12 protein-coding genes are annotated in these 13,738 nt (G+C 60.9%); 10 read left to right on the top strand and 2 right to left on the bottom strand.

What is annotated here, in order from left to right:
- Window positions 1–147 precede the first annotated feature (147 nt).
- Entirely contained in the window at window positions 148–1,191 is a 1,044-nt protein-coding gene (locus J5M66_RS15940) for a YCF48-related protein (RefSeq protein WP_110603691.1), read from the top strand.
- On the top strand, window positions 1,188–3,572 hold the full coding sequence (locus J5M66_RS15935; protein ID WP_206422029.1) for an RND family transporter: 2,385 nt from the start codon (window positions 1,188–1,190) through the stop codon (window positions 3,570–3,572). The genes J5M66_RS15940 and J5M66_RS15935 overlap by 4 nt, the downstream gene beginning before the upstream one ends.
- Window positions 3,573–3,879: 307 nt before the next feature.
- On the opposite strand, the gene J5M66_RS15930 is transcribed toward J5M66_RS15935, so the two are convergent.
- Together J5M66_RS15930 and J5M66_RS15925 are read right to left on the bottom strand one after the other, a co-directional pair.
- Window positions 3,880–4,599 (bottom strand): FadR/GntR family transcriptional regulator, encoded by a 720-nt coding sequence (locus J5M66_RS15930; RefSeq protein WP_024013185.1) that lies wholly within the window; start codon window positions 4,597–4,599, stop codon window positions 3,880–3,882.
- A 196-nt stretch (window positions 4,600–4,795) separates the two neighbouring features.
- Window positions 4,796–6,532: an IlvD/Edd family dehydratase gene (locus J5M66_RS15925; RefSeq protein ID WP_206422030.1), complete on the bottom strand. Its 1,737-nt coding sequence runs from the start codon at window positions 6,530–6,532 to the stop codon at window positions 4,796–4,798.
- Window positions 6,533–6,724: 192 nt separating this feature from the next.
- Between J5M66_RS15925 and J5M66_RS15920 the strand changes: the two genes are divergently transcribed.
- The 8 genes from J5M66_RS15920 (at window position 6,725) to J5M66_RS15885 (ending at window position 13,699) form a co-directional block, all read left to right on the top strand.
- Window positions 6,725–8,047 carry an MFS transporter gene (locus tag J5M66_RS15920; protein ID WP_071172697.1) on the top strand — a complete coding sequence of 441 codons (1,323 nt, stop codon included), beginning with the start codon at window positions 6,725–6,727 and terminating at the stop codon, window positions 8,045–8,047.
- 156 nt (window positions 8,048–8,203) lie between these two features.
- Window positions 8,204–9,196: an AraD1 family protein gene (gene araD1 / locus J5M66_RS15915; RefSeq protein ID WP_207808637.1), complete on the top strand. Its 993-nt coding sequence runs from the start codon at window positions 8,204–8,206 to the stop codon at window positions 9,194–9,196.
- A 9-nt stretch (window positions 9,197–9,205) separates the two neighbouring features.
- Window positions 9,206–10,786, top strand: coding sequence for an aldehyde dehydrogenase (NADP(+)) (locus J5M66_RS15910; RefSeq protein ID WP_130888538.1), 1,581 nt, complete (start codon window positions 9,206–9,208; stop codon window positions 10,784–10,786).
- A 238-nt stretch (window positions 10,787–11,024) separates the two neighbouring features.
- Window positions 11,025–11,336 carry a DUF5629 family protein gene (locus J5M66_RS15905; RefSeq protein ID WP_122746069.1) on the top strand — a complete coding sequence of 104 codons (312 nt, stop codon included), beginning with the start codon at window positions 11,025–11,027 and terminating at the stop codon, window positions 11,334–11,336.
- A complete protein-coding gene (locus J5M66_RS15900) occupies window positions 11,323–12,498 on the top strand; it encodes a lactonase family protein (RefSeq protein ID WP_207808639.1) in 1,176 nt (391 codons plus the stop codon). The genes J5M66_RS15905 and J5M66_RS15900 overlap by 14 nt, the downstream gene beginning before the upstream one ends.
- Before the next feature lie 156 nt (window positions 12,499–12,654).
- Complete coding sequence (locus tag J5M66_RS15895; RefSeq protein ID WP_016775003.1) at window positions 12,655–12,834, top strand: hypothetical protein; 180 nt, start codon at window positions 12,655–12,657, stop codon at window positions 12,832–12,834.
- Window positions 12,835–13,232: 398 nt separating this feature from the next.
- Complete coding sequence (locus J5M66_RS15890; RefSeq protein WP_039763920.1) at window positions 13,233–13,445, top strand: hypothetical protein; 213 nt, start codon at window positions 13,233–13,235, stop codon at window positions 13,443–13,445.
- A complete protein-coding gene (locus tag J5M66_RS15885; protein WP_039763921.1) occupies window positions 13,442–13,699 on the top strand; it encodes a hypothetical protein in 258 nt (85 codons plus the stop codon). The genes J5M66_RS15890 and J5M66_RS15885 overlap by 4 nt, the downstream gene beginning before the upstream one ends.
- Window positions 13,700–13,738 lie beyond the last annotated feature (39 nt).

The following is a 13,738-nucleotide window of genomic DNA, read 5'->3' as shown; positions in this document are numbered from 1 at the left end:
TTGCAAAGCCCGATAGGATGAGCCAGCTTCCGAAGGGGCTCTGGATTGCGGGTTTCAGGACTATGCTTCTGAAACGCCAGTAGCTGAGCACCCTTGCGGCGCCCTTGAAGGCCCGATGGCCCAACAATAATAAATAGGGGAAGGTCTATGAGTCGTTGCCGCCCGCCGGCGTTACGCAACACCGCGTTGCTGGCCACAGCACTCTCGCTGCTGGGCTTTGCCACGTTGTCGGCACCTGTGATTGCCGCCGAGGCCCCGGCTGACGTGGTTTATGCCACCGAATCGGCCAAGGCCGCAAAAAGCCTGATTCTTGATGTCGTCCACGCTGGCGCGCGTCTGGTCGCGGTCGGCGATCGCGGGCACATCGTCTATTCCGATGATCAGGGCAAAACCTGGACCCAGGCCAAGGTGCCAACGCGGCAACTGCTCACCGCCGTGTATTTCGTCGACGACAAAAACGGTTGGGCCGTGGGCCACGACGCGCAGATTCTCGCCAGCGCAGACGGCGGTCTGACCTGGACCAAACAATTCGAAGACCTCGCACGCGAATCGCCGCTGCTCGACGTCTGGTTCAAGGACGCCAGCAGCGGCTTTGCCGTGGGCGCCTACGGCACGCTGCTGGAAACCACCGACGGCGGCAAAAACTGGGAAGACGTCAGCGACCGCCTCGACAATGAAGACCAGTTCCACCTCAACGCCATCGCCGCCGTGAAAGACGCCGGGCTGTTCATCGTCGGCGAGTCCGGCAGCATGTTTCGCTCCGCCGATGACGGCCAGACCTGGGAAAAACTCGAAGGCCCGTACGAAGGTTCGCTGTTCGGCGTGATCGGCACGGCGCAGCCGCAGACCCTGCTGGCTTACGGCTTGCGCGGCAATCTTTATCGCTCCACTGATTTCGGCAGCAACTGGGAGCAGGTCGAACTCAAAGCTGCACGCGGTGCGCTGGAGTTCGGCCTGTCCGGCGGCACGCTGCTGGAAGACGGCTCGATCGTCATCGTCGGTAACGGCGGCTCGGTGATCAGCAGCAGCGACAACGGCGAAACCTTCAGCGTGTTCAACCGCCCGGATCGCATTTCGCTGTCGTCGGTCACCGCCGCCGGCAACGGCAACCTGATTCTGACCGGGCAGGGTGGCTTGCACATCACCCAGCCAAACGGTGCCGAGACCAATAACAAGAAGGCGGGGCTATGACTTCCTTGATCACTCCTCAGCAGGAAAAGGCGACGGTTCTCGAGCGCCTGATCTTCAACAACCGTCCGGCCGTGATCCTGATCTGCCTGGTGGTGAGCATTTTCCTGTTCTGGCAGGCCACGCTGATTCGGCCGTCGACCAGTTTTGAAAAAATGATCCCGCTGCAGCATCCCTTCATCGAAAAGATGATGGAGCACCGCAACGATCTGGCGAACCTGGGCAACACCGTGCGTATTTCGGTGGAGGCCACCGACGGCGACATCTTCTCCAAGGAGTACATGGAGACCCTGCGCCAGATCAACGACGAAGTGTTCTACATTTCCGGCGTCGACCGTTCCGGCCTCAAATCGCTGTGGAGCCCGAGCGTACGCTGGACCGAAGTGACCGAAGAGGGTTTCGCCGGCGGTGAAGTGATTCCGCAGAGCTACAATGGCTCGCAGGACAGCCTCGATCTGCTGCGCAACAACGTGCTCAAGTCCGGCCAGGTCGGGCGTCTGGTGGCCAACGACTTCAAGTCGAGCATCGTCGACATCCCGCTGCTCGAGGCCTATCCGGACCCGCAGGATCAGGGCAAGTTGCTGGCGCTGGACTATCGCCAGTTCTCCCATGAGCTCGAAGACAAGATCCGCAACAAGTTCGAAGCGCAGAACCCCAACATCAAGATCCACATCGTCGGTTTCGCCAAGAAGGTCGGTGACCTGATCGACGGTCTGGTGATGGTGGTGCTGTTCTTCGGTGTCGCCTTCGTCATCACCCTGATTCTGCTGCTGTGGTTCACCAACTGCCTGCGCAGCACCATCGCGGTGTTGAGCACAACGCTGGTGGCGGTGGTCTGGCAGCTCGGGTTGATGCACTTCCTCGGCTTCGGGCTCGACCCGTATTCGATGCTGGTGCCGTTCCTGATTTTCGCCATCGGCATTTCCCACGGCGTGCAGAAGATCAACGGTATCGCCCTGCAATCCAGCGAGGCCGATAACGCCCTGACCGCTGCACGACGCACCTTCCGCCAGTTGTTCCTGCCGGGGATGATCGCGATTCTGGCCGATGCGGTGGGTTTCATCACCCTGTTGATCATCGACATCGGGGTGATCCGTGAACTGGCGATCGGCGCGTCTATCGGCGTTGCGGTGATCGTGTTCACCAACCTGATCCTGCTGCCAGTGGCGATTTCCTATGTCGGCATCAGCAAGCGCGCGATTGCCAAGAGCAAGAAAGATGCGAACCGTGAGCACCCGTTCTGGCGCCTGCTGTCGAACTTCGCCAGCCCGAAAGTCGCGCCGATTTCGGTAGCCTTGGCCCTGATCGCTTTCGGTGGCGGCCTCTGGTATAGCCAGAACCTGAAGATCGGCGACCTCGACCAGGGCGCGCCGGAACTGCGTCCGGACTCGCGCTATAACAAGGACAACAACTTCATCATCAGCAACTACTCGACCAGCTCCGACGTGCTGGTGGTGATGGTCAAGACCAAAGCCGAAGGCTGCTCGCGCTACGAAGCCATGGCGCCGATCGATCAGCTGATGTGGAAGATGCAGAACACCGAGGGCGTACAGTCGGCGATCTCGCTGGTGACCGTGTCCAAGCAGATGATCAAGGGCATGAACGAGGGCAACCTGAAATGGGAAACCCTGTCGCGCAACCCGGACGTACTGAACAACTCGATCGCCCGCGCCGATGGCCTGTACAACAACAGCTGCTCGCTGGCACCGGTACTGGTGTTCCTTAACGATCACAAAGCTGAAACCCTCGATCGTGCTGTCAACGCGGTGCAGGAGTTCGCCAAGGAAAACAACAAGGACGGCCTGGAATTCATCCTCGCTGCCGGTAACGCCGGGATCGAAGCGGCCACCAACGAAGTCATCAAACAGGCTGAGCTGACCATCCTGATTCTGGTGTACATCTGCGTGGCAGTGATGTGCATGATCACCTTCCGCTCATGGGCAGCGACCCTGTGCATCGTCTTGCCGCTGGTGCTCACCTCGGTGCTCGGCAACGCGCTGATGGCGTTCATGGGCATCGGCGTGAAAGTCGCGACGCTGCCGGTGGTGGCGTTGGGTGTGGGGATCGGCGTGGATTACGGCATCTACATCTACAGCCGCCTCGAAAGTTTCCTGCGTGCCGGGCTGCCGTTGCAGGAAGCCTATTACCAGACCCTGAAGTCGACCGGTAAAGCGGTGCTGTTCACCGGCCTGTGCCTGGCGATCGGCGTGTGCACCTGGATCTTCTCGGCGATCAAGTTCCAGGCCGACATGGGCCTGATGCTGACCTTCATGCTGCTGTGGAACATGTTCGGCGCGCTGTGGCTGCTGCCGGCGCTGGCCAAGTTCCTGATCAAGCCTGAGAAGCTGGCGGGGCAGAAGGGCAATTCGCTGTTTGCTCATTGATCTGAAAGCCTGAAACGACAAAGCCGCAACCTTGAGGGGTTGCGGCTTTTTTTGTGCTTCAAGATCAAGAGCCCCTCACCCTAGCCCTCTCCCGGAGGGAGAGGGGACTGACCGCGGTGTCTCTCGCCATACACCGACCTGAAAGATCGAGTCGATTATGGATTCAAAGCAAATCACTGGACCTGCAATACCAAGCGATGTTGGATTCAGCGCAAATCGTTCAAGTCGGCGTAAATTTCAAATATCCCCCAATCGGTCCCCTCTACCTCTGGGAGAGGACTAGGGTGAGGGCAAGCGATCTCAAGCCCTAAGAAAGCTCTGCGCCAAGCACAACACTCAACGCACTACGCGCATCATCCAGCTGCACCAGCGTCGCATGCCGGGCGCCCAGGGCATCGCGGTTCTCGATGGCGGTCAGAATCGCCTTGTGCCTGGGCAACGCCAGTTCATGCAGATTCGGCCGCTGATTGGAATGCTTCAACGCCTCGGCAATTGCTACCGCCAACATGTTGCACAGGTTCGCCAGCAGGTCATTGTGCGTCGCATCGGCGATGCGGCTGTGGAAGTCCAGGTCCGGTTGCAACAGCGCTTCCGGGGTCGGCGCGGCTTCCATGCGTTGGTAGGCTTCGTTGATCGCGGCGATGTCGGCATCGGTTGCATGCTGAGCGGCGAGGGCGGCCGCTGCCGGTTCGATGATGCTGCGCACGCTGGTCAGGACGTTGAAGAATTCATTCTGCGGGCTGCTCTGCATCAGCCAGTGCAGCACGTCCGGGTCGAGCATGTGCCATTCGCGGCGCGCCTTGACCACGGTGCCGACGCGCGGTTTGGAATACACCAGACCCTTGGCCACCAGCACTCGGGTGGCCTCGCGCAACACCGGCCGACTGACCGCGTACTCCTCGCAAAGCAGGGCTTCGGCGGGCAGTTTGTCGTCGGGCAAAAAGCGTCCGGAGACGATCTGCATGCCCAGTTCCTGGACGATGCGCGAGTGCATGCTTTTACGGTCGGAAGGTTTGCGGTAATCCATGGGGAGTGGCGCGATCCTGAGCGATGGAGATGCCGCGCATCATAGCAGGCACGGCACAATCTTGAGGTAGGCAATGATCGTTCCCACGCTCTGCGTGGGAATGCCTCAAGGGACGCTCCGCGTTCCAGCTCTGAAAGGGACGCGGAGCGTCCCGGGCTGCATTCCCACGCGGAGCGTGGGAACGATCAGTGGGGTGTCAATGAGAGTGGCGCGGAACCTCGGCACCTCGGCAGCCAACCAGGAAGTCAAAGTCGCAACCCTGATCCGCCTGCAGCACGTGATCGATGTACAGCTGACGATAACCGCCCACCAGCAATTGCTGCGGTGCTTGCAGATCGGCCATGCGTGCGGCCAGTTCAGCATCCGGAATGTCCAGATGCAAACGGCCGCTTGCGCAATCGAGTTCGATCCAGTCGCCTTCCTTTACTGCCGCCAAAGGCCCGCCGGCTGCGGCTTCCGGGGCGACGTGCAAAACCACCGTGCCGTACGCGGTGCCGCTCATGCGTGCGTCAGAAATGCGCACCATGTCGGTCACGCCTTCTGCCAACAGCTTGGCCGGCAGGCCCATGTTGCCGACTTCGGCCATGCCCGGATAACCCTTCGGCCCGCAGTTCTTCATCACCAGAATCGAATCCTTATCGACGTCCAGCTCCGGATCGTTGATCCGGGCCTTGTACATGTCGAAGTTCTCGAACACCACCGCACGCCCGCGATGCTGCATCAGTTCAGCAGTGGCGGCGGACGGCTTGAGCACCGCGCCCAACGGCGCCAGATTGCCACGCAACACGCAGATGCCACCGTTGGCGCGAATCGGATTGTCGAGGGTGCGGATCACTTGGTCTTCGCCGTAGATCGGCGCGTCCTTGGTGTTTTCGCCGATGGACTTGCCGTTGACCGTCAGTGCATTCGGGTTGGGGATCAGATTGGCTTCACCGAGGCGACGCAGTACCGCTGGCAAGCCACCGGCGTAGTAGAACTCTTCCATCAGGAAACGCCCGGACGGTTGCAGGTCGACGATGGTCGGCATGCCGCGACCGATGCGGGTCCAGTCGTCCAGGTCCAGCTCGACGCCGATGCGTCCGGCGATGGCTTTCAAGTGGATCACGGCGTTGGTCGAACCGCCGATGGCAGCGTTGACACGAATAGCGTTTTCGAAGGCCTCCTTGGTGAGGATCTTCGACAATTTCAGGTCTTCACGCACCATCTCCACCGCACGCATGCCGGACATGTGCGCCAGCACGTAACGGCGCGCATCCACAGCCGGAATCGCCGCGTTGTGCGGCAGCGAAGTGCCCAGCGCTTCAGCCATACAGGCCATGGTCGACGCGGTGCCCATGGTGTTGCAGGTGCCCGCCGAACGCGACATGCCGCCCTCGGCTGCGAGGAAGTCATCGATGGTGATGGTGCCGGCCTTGACCTGTTCGCTGAGCTGCCAGACCACGGTCCCAGAGCCGATATCCTTGCCTTTGTGCTTGCCGTTGAGCATCGGGCCGCCGGTGACGACGATGGCCGGCACGTCGCAACTGGCCGCGCCCATCAGCAGTGCTGGAGTGGTTTTGTCGCAACCGGTGAGCAGCACGACGCCGTCGATCGGGTTGCCGCGAATCGCTTCTTCAACGTCCATGCTCGCCAGGTTGCGGGTGAGCATGGCGGTCGGGCGCAGGTTCGATTCGCCATTGGAGAACACCGGGAATTCCACCGGAAAACCACCGGCCTCGATCACCCCGCGTTTGACGTGCTCCGCGATCTGGCGGAAGTGCGCGTTGCACGGGGTCAGTTCCGACCAGGTGTTGCAAATGCCGATGATCGGCTTGCCGTGGAACTGATGGTCGGCGATGCCCTGATTCTTCATCCAGCTGCGGTACATGAAGCCGTTCTTGTCGGCCGTGCCAAACCATTGGGCGGAGCGCAGGGTGGGTTTCTTATCAGACATGATCGATTCTCTTATTGTAAGACTATTGTTTGCGAGCTGACGCTTAATCTAAGCTCAAAATCCGCGCTTTGGAAGAGTTGTTGGGTAATTAGTATTACTATATAGTCGTTTTCGACGGTGGGATGGCCCTGGCTGGTTTGGCGAGAGGCGTCCCCCGAGGTTCTATAAAAACAACAATCGGAGACCGATCTCATGAGCCAGGAATTGCGGCTTGTCCGGCGCATCACACTGAAACTGATTCCCTTCCTGATCCTGCTGTACCTGATCGCCTATGTGGATCGCTCCGCCGTCGGCTTCGCCAAGCTGCACATGGGCGCCGACATTGGCATCGGCGACGCCGCCTATGGCCTCGGTGCCGGGCTGTTTTTCATCGGCTATTTTCTTCTCGAGATTCCCAGCAACCTGATGCTCGAACGCTTCGGCGCGCGGCGCTGGTTCGCGCGGATCATGATCACCTGGGGCGCGATCACCATCGGCATGGCCTTTGTGCAAGGGCCGCACAGCTTCTATGTGATGCGCTTTCTGCTCGGCGCGGCCGAGGCGGGCTTCTTCCCCGGCGTGCTGTACTACATCACCCAATGGTTCCCGGTGCGCCATCGCGGCAAGATCCTCGGCCTGTTCATCCTCTCGCAACCCATCGCGATGATGATCACCGGTCCCGTGTCCGGCGGTTTGCTGGGCATGGACGGCATCCTTGGTCTGCATGGCTGGCAGTGGCTGTTCATCGTCATCGGCACCCCGGCGATCCTGCTGACATGGCCGGTCCTGCGCTGGCTGCCGGACGGCCCGCAGCAAGTGAAGTGGATGGATCAGGCGGAAAAAGACTGGCTGACCGGCGAACTGAAAAAGGACTTGCAGGAGTACGGCCAGACCCGTCACGGCAATCCACTGCATGCGCTGAAAGACAAACGCGTGTTGCTGCTGGCGCTTTTCTATCTGCCGGTGACCCTGAGCATTTATGGCCTCGGCCTGTGGCTGCCGACGCTGATCAAACAGTTCGGCGGCAGCGATCTGGTGACCGGTTTCGTTTCTTCGGTGCCATACATTTTCGGGATCATCGGCCTGCTGATCATTCCGCGCAGTTCCGACCGCTTGAATGATCGCTACGGCCACTTGGCGGTGCTCTATGTGCTCGGTGCGCTGGGCCTGTTCCTCAGTGCCTGGCTGTCGCTGCCGGTAGCGCAACTGGCGGCGCTGTGTCTGGTGGCGTTCGCGTTGTTCTCGTGCACAGCGGTGTTCTGGACCTTGCCCGGTCGCTTCTTTGCTGGCGCCAGTGCCGCGGCGGGGATTGCCTTGATCAACTCGGTGGGCAACCTCGGCGGTTACATCGGGCCGTTCGTCATCGGCGCGTTGAAGGAATACACCGGCAATCTGGCGTCCGGACTCTACTTCCTCTCGGGCGTGATGGTGTTCGGGCTGATTCTGACCGGCGTCGTTTATCGCGTGCTGGAGCGCAAACACGTGTTGCCCGTCGACCAGTTTGCCGCCAGCGCCCGTGGCGCGACCCGAACCTGACACCTATGGATCAATTACCACCCCTGTGGGAGCTGGCTTGCCAGCGATGACGGCGGCACATCCAACATTGATGCGTCAGACAGGTTGCTATCGCTGGCAAGCCAGCTCCCACAGGGTTTTGCGGTGTTTCGGAATTTTGGATAAAGGAGAGGACATATGCATCTGGTTCAATTCGAATTACCCAACGGCGAGCGCCGGGTCGGCGTGGTCGACAACGGTCAGGTCCGCGAAGTCGAGGACGCCCGCAGTGTCCGTGATCTGGCCCTGGCCGCGATCGAGGCCGGCAGCTCGCTTGAGCAGCAAGTGCAAAGCCTCGGCCTCGGCGCCAGTCACGACTATGGGCAATTGCTCAAAGACCTGCGCATCCTGCCGCCACTGGATCACCCGGACCCGGCACACATGCTGGTCAGCGGTACTGGTCTGACCCATCTGGGCAGCGCTTCGGCCCGCGACAAGATGCACCAGCAGGCCGGCGATGAAGCGGCGATGACCGACACCATGCGCATTTTCAAATGGGGCGTGGAGGGTGGCAAACCGGCGGCGGGGCAGGCCGGTGTGCAACCAGAGTGGTTCTACAAGGGCGACGGCAGCATTGTCGTGCGTCCGGGGCAGCCGTTCCCGCTGCCGCCGTTCGCCGAGGACGCCGGCGAAGAGCCGGAGATGGCCGGCCTGTATGTCATCGGCAACGATGGCAAGCCGTATCGCCTCGGTTTCGCCGTCGGTAACGAGTTCTCCGATCACGTCATGGAACGCAAGAATTACCTGTACCTGGCGCACTCGAAATTGCGCAGTTGCAGTTATGGCCCGGAACTTCGTACCGGTGAATTGCCTCAACACCTTGCCGGCACCAGCCGAATCCTGCGTGACGGCGAAGTGCTCTGGCAGAACGAGTTCCTCAGCGGCGAGGCCAACATGTGCCACAGCCTGGCGAACCTCGAGTACCACCACTTCAAATACAGTCAGTTCCTGCGTCCGGGCGACGTGCATATTCACTTTTTCGGCACTGCGACCCTGTCGTTTGCCGACGGCATCCGCACCCAGCCGGGCGACACGTTCGAGATCAGCCAGGCCGATTTCGGCGCTGCGCTAATCAACGGTATCGCACCGGTTCAGGCGGCTTTTGAACCGGACAGCATCGGCACCCTTTAAGGAGATCCCATGACTCAGATTCTCGGTCACAACTACATCGGCGGTCAGCGCAGCGCCGCCGGCAGCGTCAAACTGCACTCGGTCGACGCCAGCACTGGCGAGGCCTTGCCGCATGATTTCATCCAGGCCACGGCGGAAGAAGTCGACGCCGCCGCCAAGGCCGCCGCTGCGGCTTACCCGACCTATCGCAGCCTCAGCGCCGAACGTCGCGCGCAGTTCCTTGACGCGGTCGCCGATGAACTCGATGCGCTTGGCGACGATTTCGTCGCCGTGGTCTGCCGCGAAACCGCGCTGCCGGCAGGACGCATTCAGGGCGAGCGTGGTCGCACCAGCGGGCAGATGCGTCTGTTCGCCAAAGTCCTGCGTCGCGGTGATTTCTACGGCGCGCGGATCGATCAGGCATTGCCGGATCGTCAGCCGCTGCCACGTCCGGATCTGCGTCAGTACCGCATCGGCCTCGGCCCGGTCGCGGTGTTTGGTGCGAGCAACTTCCCGCTGGCGTTCTCCACTGCCGGTGGCGACACCGCAGCAGCACTGGCCGCCGGTTGCCCGGTAGTGTTCAAGGCCCACAGCGGCCACATGGCCACGGCTGAACTGGTCGCCGACGCGATCATTCGTGCAGCAGAAAAAACCGGTATGCCCGCCGGCGTGTTCAACATGATCTACGGTGGCGGCGTCGGTGAATGGCTGGTCAAGCATCCGGCGATTCAGGCCGTTGGTTTCACCGGTTCGCTGAAGGGCGGTCGCGCCCTCTGCGACATGGCTGCCGCTCGTCCGCAACCGATCCCGGTGTTCGCCGAGATGTCGAGCATCAACCCGGTGATCGTTTTGCCGCAAGCACTGGCCACGCGTTCGGAAACCGTCGCGCGCGACCTCACCGCTTCGGTGGTTCAGGGTTGCGGTCAGTTCTGCACCAACCCGGGTCTGGTCATCGGTATTCGCTCGCCGCAGTTCAGCGCGTTTGTCCAACAAGTCGCCGCTGCAATCGGTGATCAACCGGCGCAAACCATGCTCAACGCCGGCACCCTCGGCAGCTATGGCAAAGGCCTGGAAAAGCTTCTGGCGCACAGCGGCATCGAGCATCTGGCCGGTAATCCGCAGCAGGGCAATCAGGCGCAGCCGCAGTTGTTCAAGGCCGATGTCAGCCTGTTGATCAACGGCGATGAAGTGCTGCAGGAAGAAGTGTTCGGTCCGACCACAGTAATCGTCGAAGTGGCCGATCAGGCACAACTGAGCGCGGCGCTGCACGGCCTGCACGGTCAATTGACCGCGACGATCATCGGCGAGCCGTCTGACTTCGAGCAATTCGCCGAGCTGACGCCGCTGCTGGAACAGAAAGTCGGGCGTATCCTGCTCAACGGTTATCCGACCGGTGTCGAAGTGTGCGATTCGATGGTGCATGGCGGGCCGTACCCGGCGACGTCCGATGCGCGCGGCACTTCGGTGGGCACGCTGGCGATCGATCGCTTCCTGCGCCCGGTATGCTTCCAGAACTACCCGGACAGCTTGCTGCCCGAGCCACTGAAAAACGCCAACCCGCTGCGGATTCAGCGTTTGGTGGATGGCAAGCCATCGCGAGAGGCGATCTAGCCAGCACCGCGATTTTTGTGTTGATCGTTCCCACGCTCTGCGTGGGAATGCAGCCCTGGACGCTCTGCGTCCCATTGGAACGCGGAGCGTCCCTAGAGGCATTCCCACGCAGAGCGTGGGAACGATCAACTGGCACACCGCTTTCGCGAGCAGGCTCGCTCCCACAGAGGTTCCAGCAGGGGCCTTCGGATCACATTGGGCTATCATTGGCCCTTTCCCCCTAGAAAGACTGTTTGCCATGACTGCCCAAACCCTTCTCAACGCCCTCGAACACTGCGGTATGGTCGAAATCGATGGCCTGCACGCCTTCGAATTCGCCCTCGACGAGGACGATAACCTGCACATCGAATGCATCGATGGCCGCGAAGCCAAGCACTGGCAATTCACCCCGGCGCAGGTCGCGCAAGCGACGTTCGATGAGACGCTGCAGAGCTGGCTGATCGTCGGTTACGCCAGCGACACCAAGACCACGGGCGAGCATCGTCTGGTGTGCGTCGGCGACGTAGTCAGCAGCAGCGACGATGAGGATGACAATAATGAAGATGCGTAATTTCTGGCCTTTGCTGATGGCCGGCAGCGTCGGCGCGATGGGGCTTTCCAGCGCCTCTGCCGACACCCTGCAATTGCTGGTCGGCTCGTACACCGCCGGTTCCAGCCAGGGCATCTACCGCATGCAGTTCGACAGCGCCACCGGCCAGATCGACGCCAAGCCGCTGCAAGTGGTCAAGACCGAAAACCCGTCGTGGCTGACCCTCTCGAAAGACCAGAAACGCTTGTTCGTGGTCAACGAAAACGGCCCGGGCCAGACTGACCCGGTCGGCCGCGTCAGCAGCTTCGCCATCGACCCGAAGACCCACGCGCTGAGCCTGATCAATCAGGTGCAGAGCCTGGGCAACGAGCCGACCCATTCCAGCCTCAGCGCCGATGCCAAACACCTGTTCGTCAGCAACTACTCGGTGATGGAAGATCCGGGCGGTACCCTGGCGGTATTGCCGGTCGATGCCGACGGCCAGCTGAAACCGGTAGTGCAAATGAGCGGACACCCGGCCAGTCGGGTCAACCCTGAGCGTCAGGCCTCGAATCACGTGCACTCGACGGTGTCGTCGCCGGACGGGCGCTATGTGTTCTCCAATGATTTGGGCGCAGACAAAGTCTTCATCTATCAGTACGACCCGAAGGCCAACCCGCACCTGCCGCTAACCCCGGCGAAAACCGCCTCGGTAGCCTTGCCGGCCGGCAGTGGCCCGCGTCATCTGCTGTTCAGCGCTGACGGCAAACACGCTTGGCTGACCATGGAGATGAGTGCACAGGTCGCGGTGTTCGACTACAAGGACGGCGTACTGACCCAGACGCAACTGGTCGATCTCGCGGCGGGCCAGCCAACCTCGGACAAGGCCGGCGCGGCGCTGCATGCCTCGGCTGACGGCAAGTTTCTCTACGTGAGCAATCGCGGCACGGCCAATCAGCTCGTAGTGTTCAGCATTGATCCTGCGACCGGTCAGCTCAAAGAGCTGCAAAAGCGCTCGGTCGAAGGTGATCACCCGCGCGAATTTGCCCTCGATCCGAGCGGTAAATTCGTCTTGATTGCCAACCAGAAGAGCAACCAGATTGTCGTCGTCGAGCGCGATGCCAAGAGCGGTCTGCTGGGCAAAACCGTGCAAAAACTGCCGATGGACGCGCCAAGCGATCTGAAATTCCTGGTGCGACAATAAGCCACAGGCCCCGGTCTGCGGGGCCTGCATCGTTGTATTAATTGCACTGATATCGGCTAATGCTACAAAAGATTTCAAGGAGGCAACCCTCGAGCGTTACGTTTGTTTCACAGCCCGACCGGGCAAACCAAGCAAACGAACACGAGGGTTACCGCCATGAATTTCAATCTCTTCTCCGTCATCGCCGCTTCCGCCATTTCTGCCACCGTGGTATTGCCAGCCGGTGCCAACGTCGAAATCGCCAGCAAAAAATCCCACACCCAGAGCTACACCCAGAAATACCTGCAACAAAGCGCCAACTTCTACGCCGCGCTGGATCACAAAACCCAAGCCTGAGCGCACCGTTCTCCTGTAGGAGCTGCCGAAGGCTGCGATCTCTTGATCTTCATCGTCAAAAGATCGCAGCCTTCGGCAGCTCCTACGCGCGCGCGTAACCTGATCGTTCCCACGCTCTGCGTGGGAACGCAGCCCGGGACGCTCTGCGTCCCATTGGAACGCGGAGCGTCCCTTGAGGCATTCCCACGCGGAGCGTGGGAACGATCAATCAGAAGATCGCAGGCTTCGGCAGCTCCTACGCGCGCGCGCGTTCACCACTCATAGGTTTTCTCTCGCCGGCAAATAGAGCGGCTAAATAATCAACGAAGCTGATATTCACCATTGCAAACCCTGAGTGGTTGCTTCGGCTTTTTTGATTGATTCTGTGGCCATCGAAACCTTTGCCCACGGAGAACACCATGGCCAGCGCAATCCTCACTTCCGCCAAACGCGGCGCCTACCTGGCCATTGGTCTGTACCTGGCCGTGGTGCTGTTCGTCAGCATCGGCGCACAGATGGAACACAGCTTCGACGCCCCGATCGACGTCGCCCACCCCGGCATCCAGTTCGAACTGCGCTCGCAAAGCGCCATGGTCGACAGGGCCGAACTCGCAGGAGTCGGCGGCGCATGAAAGGCTACAGACTCTGGGTCATCGCCAGCCTCGCGCTGATGACCAACGGCGCCTCACTCCTGGGGTTTGGCCAGGGCTCGGTGGGTGGCTTGGCCCGGGCCATAGAGGCCAACCACAACATCGCCCACAACATTGAACGCGCCAACACGCTGGGGCTGATGGCCGGCAATCCACCGGTCAAGGTCGCGGTGGATTTTCTCGGGCCGTTTGAAGTGGATTGCATGGCGCTGGGCATGTGCAACGCCCTGGCCTGACGAAGATCGTTCCCACGCTCTGCGTGGGAATGCCTCAAG

Source organism: Pseudomonas sp. 67(2021) (genome assembly GCF_017491835.1).
GTDB classification, from domain to species: Bacteria; Pseudomonadota; Gammaproteobacteria; order Pseudomonadales; family Pseudomonadaceae; genus Aquipseudomonas; species Aquipseudomonas atacamensis.
This window is presented reverse-complemented; position numbering and strand designations above follow the sequence as displayed.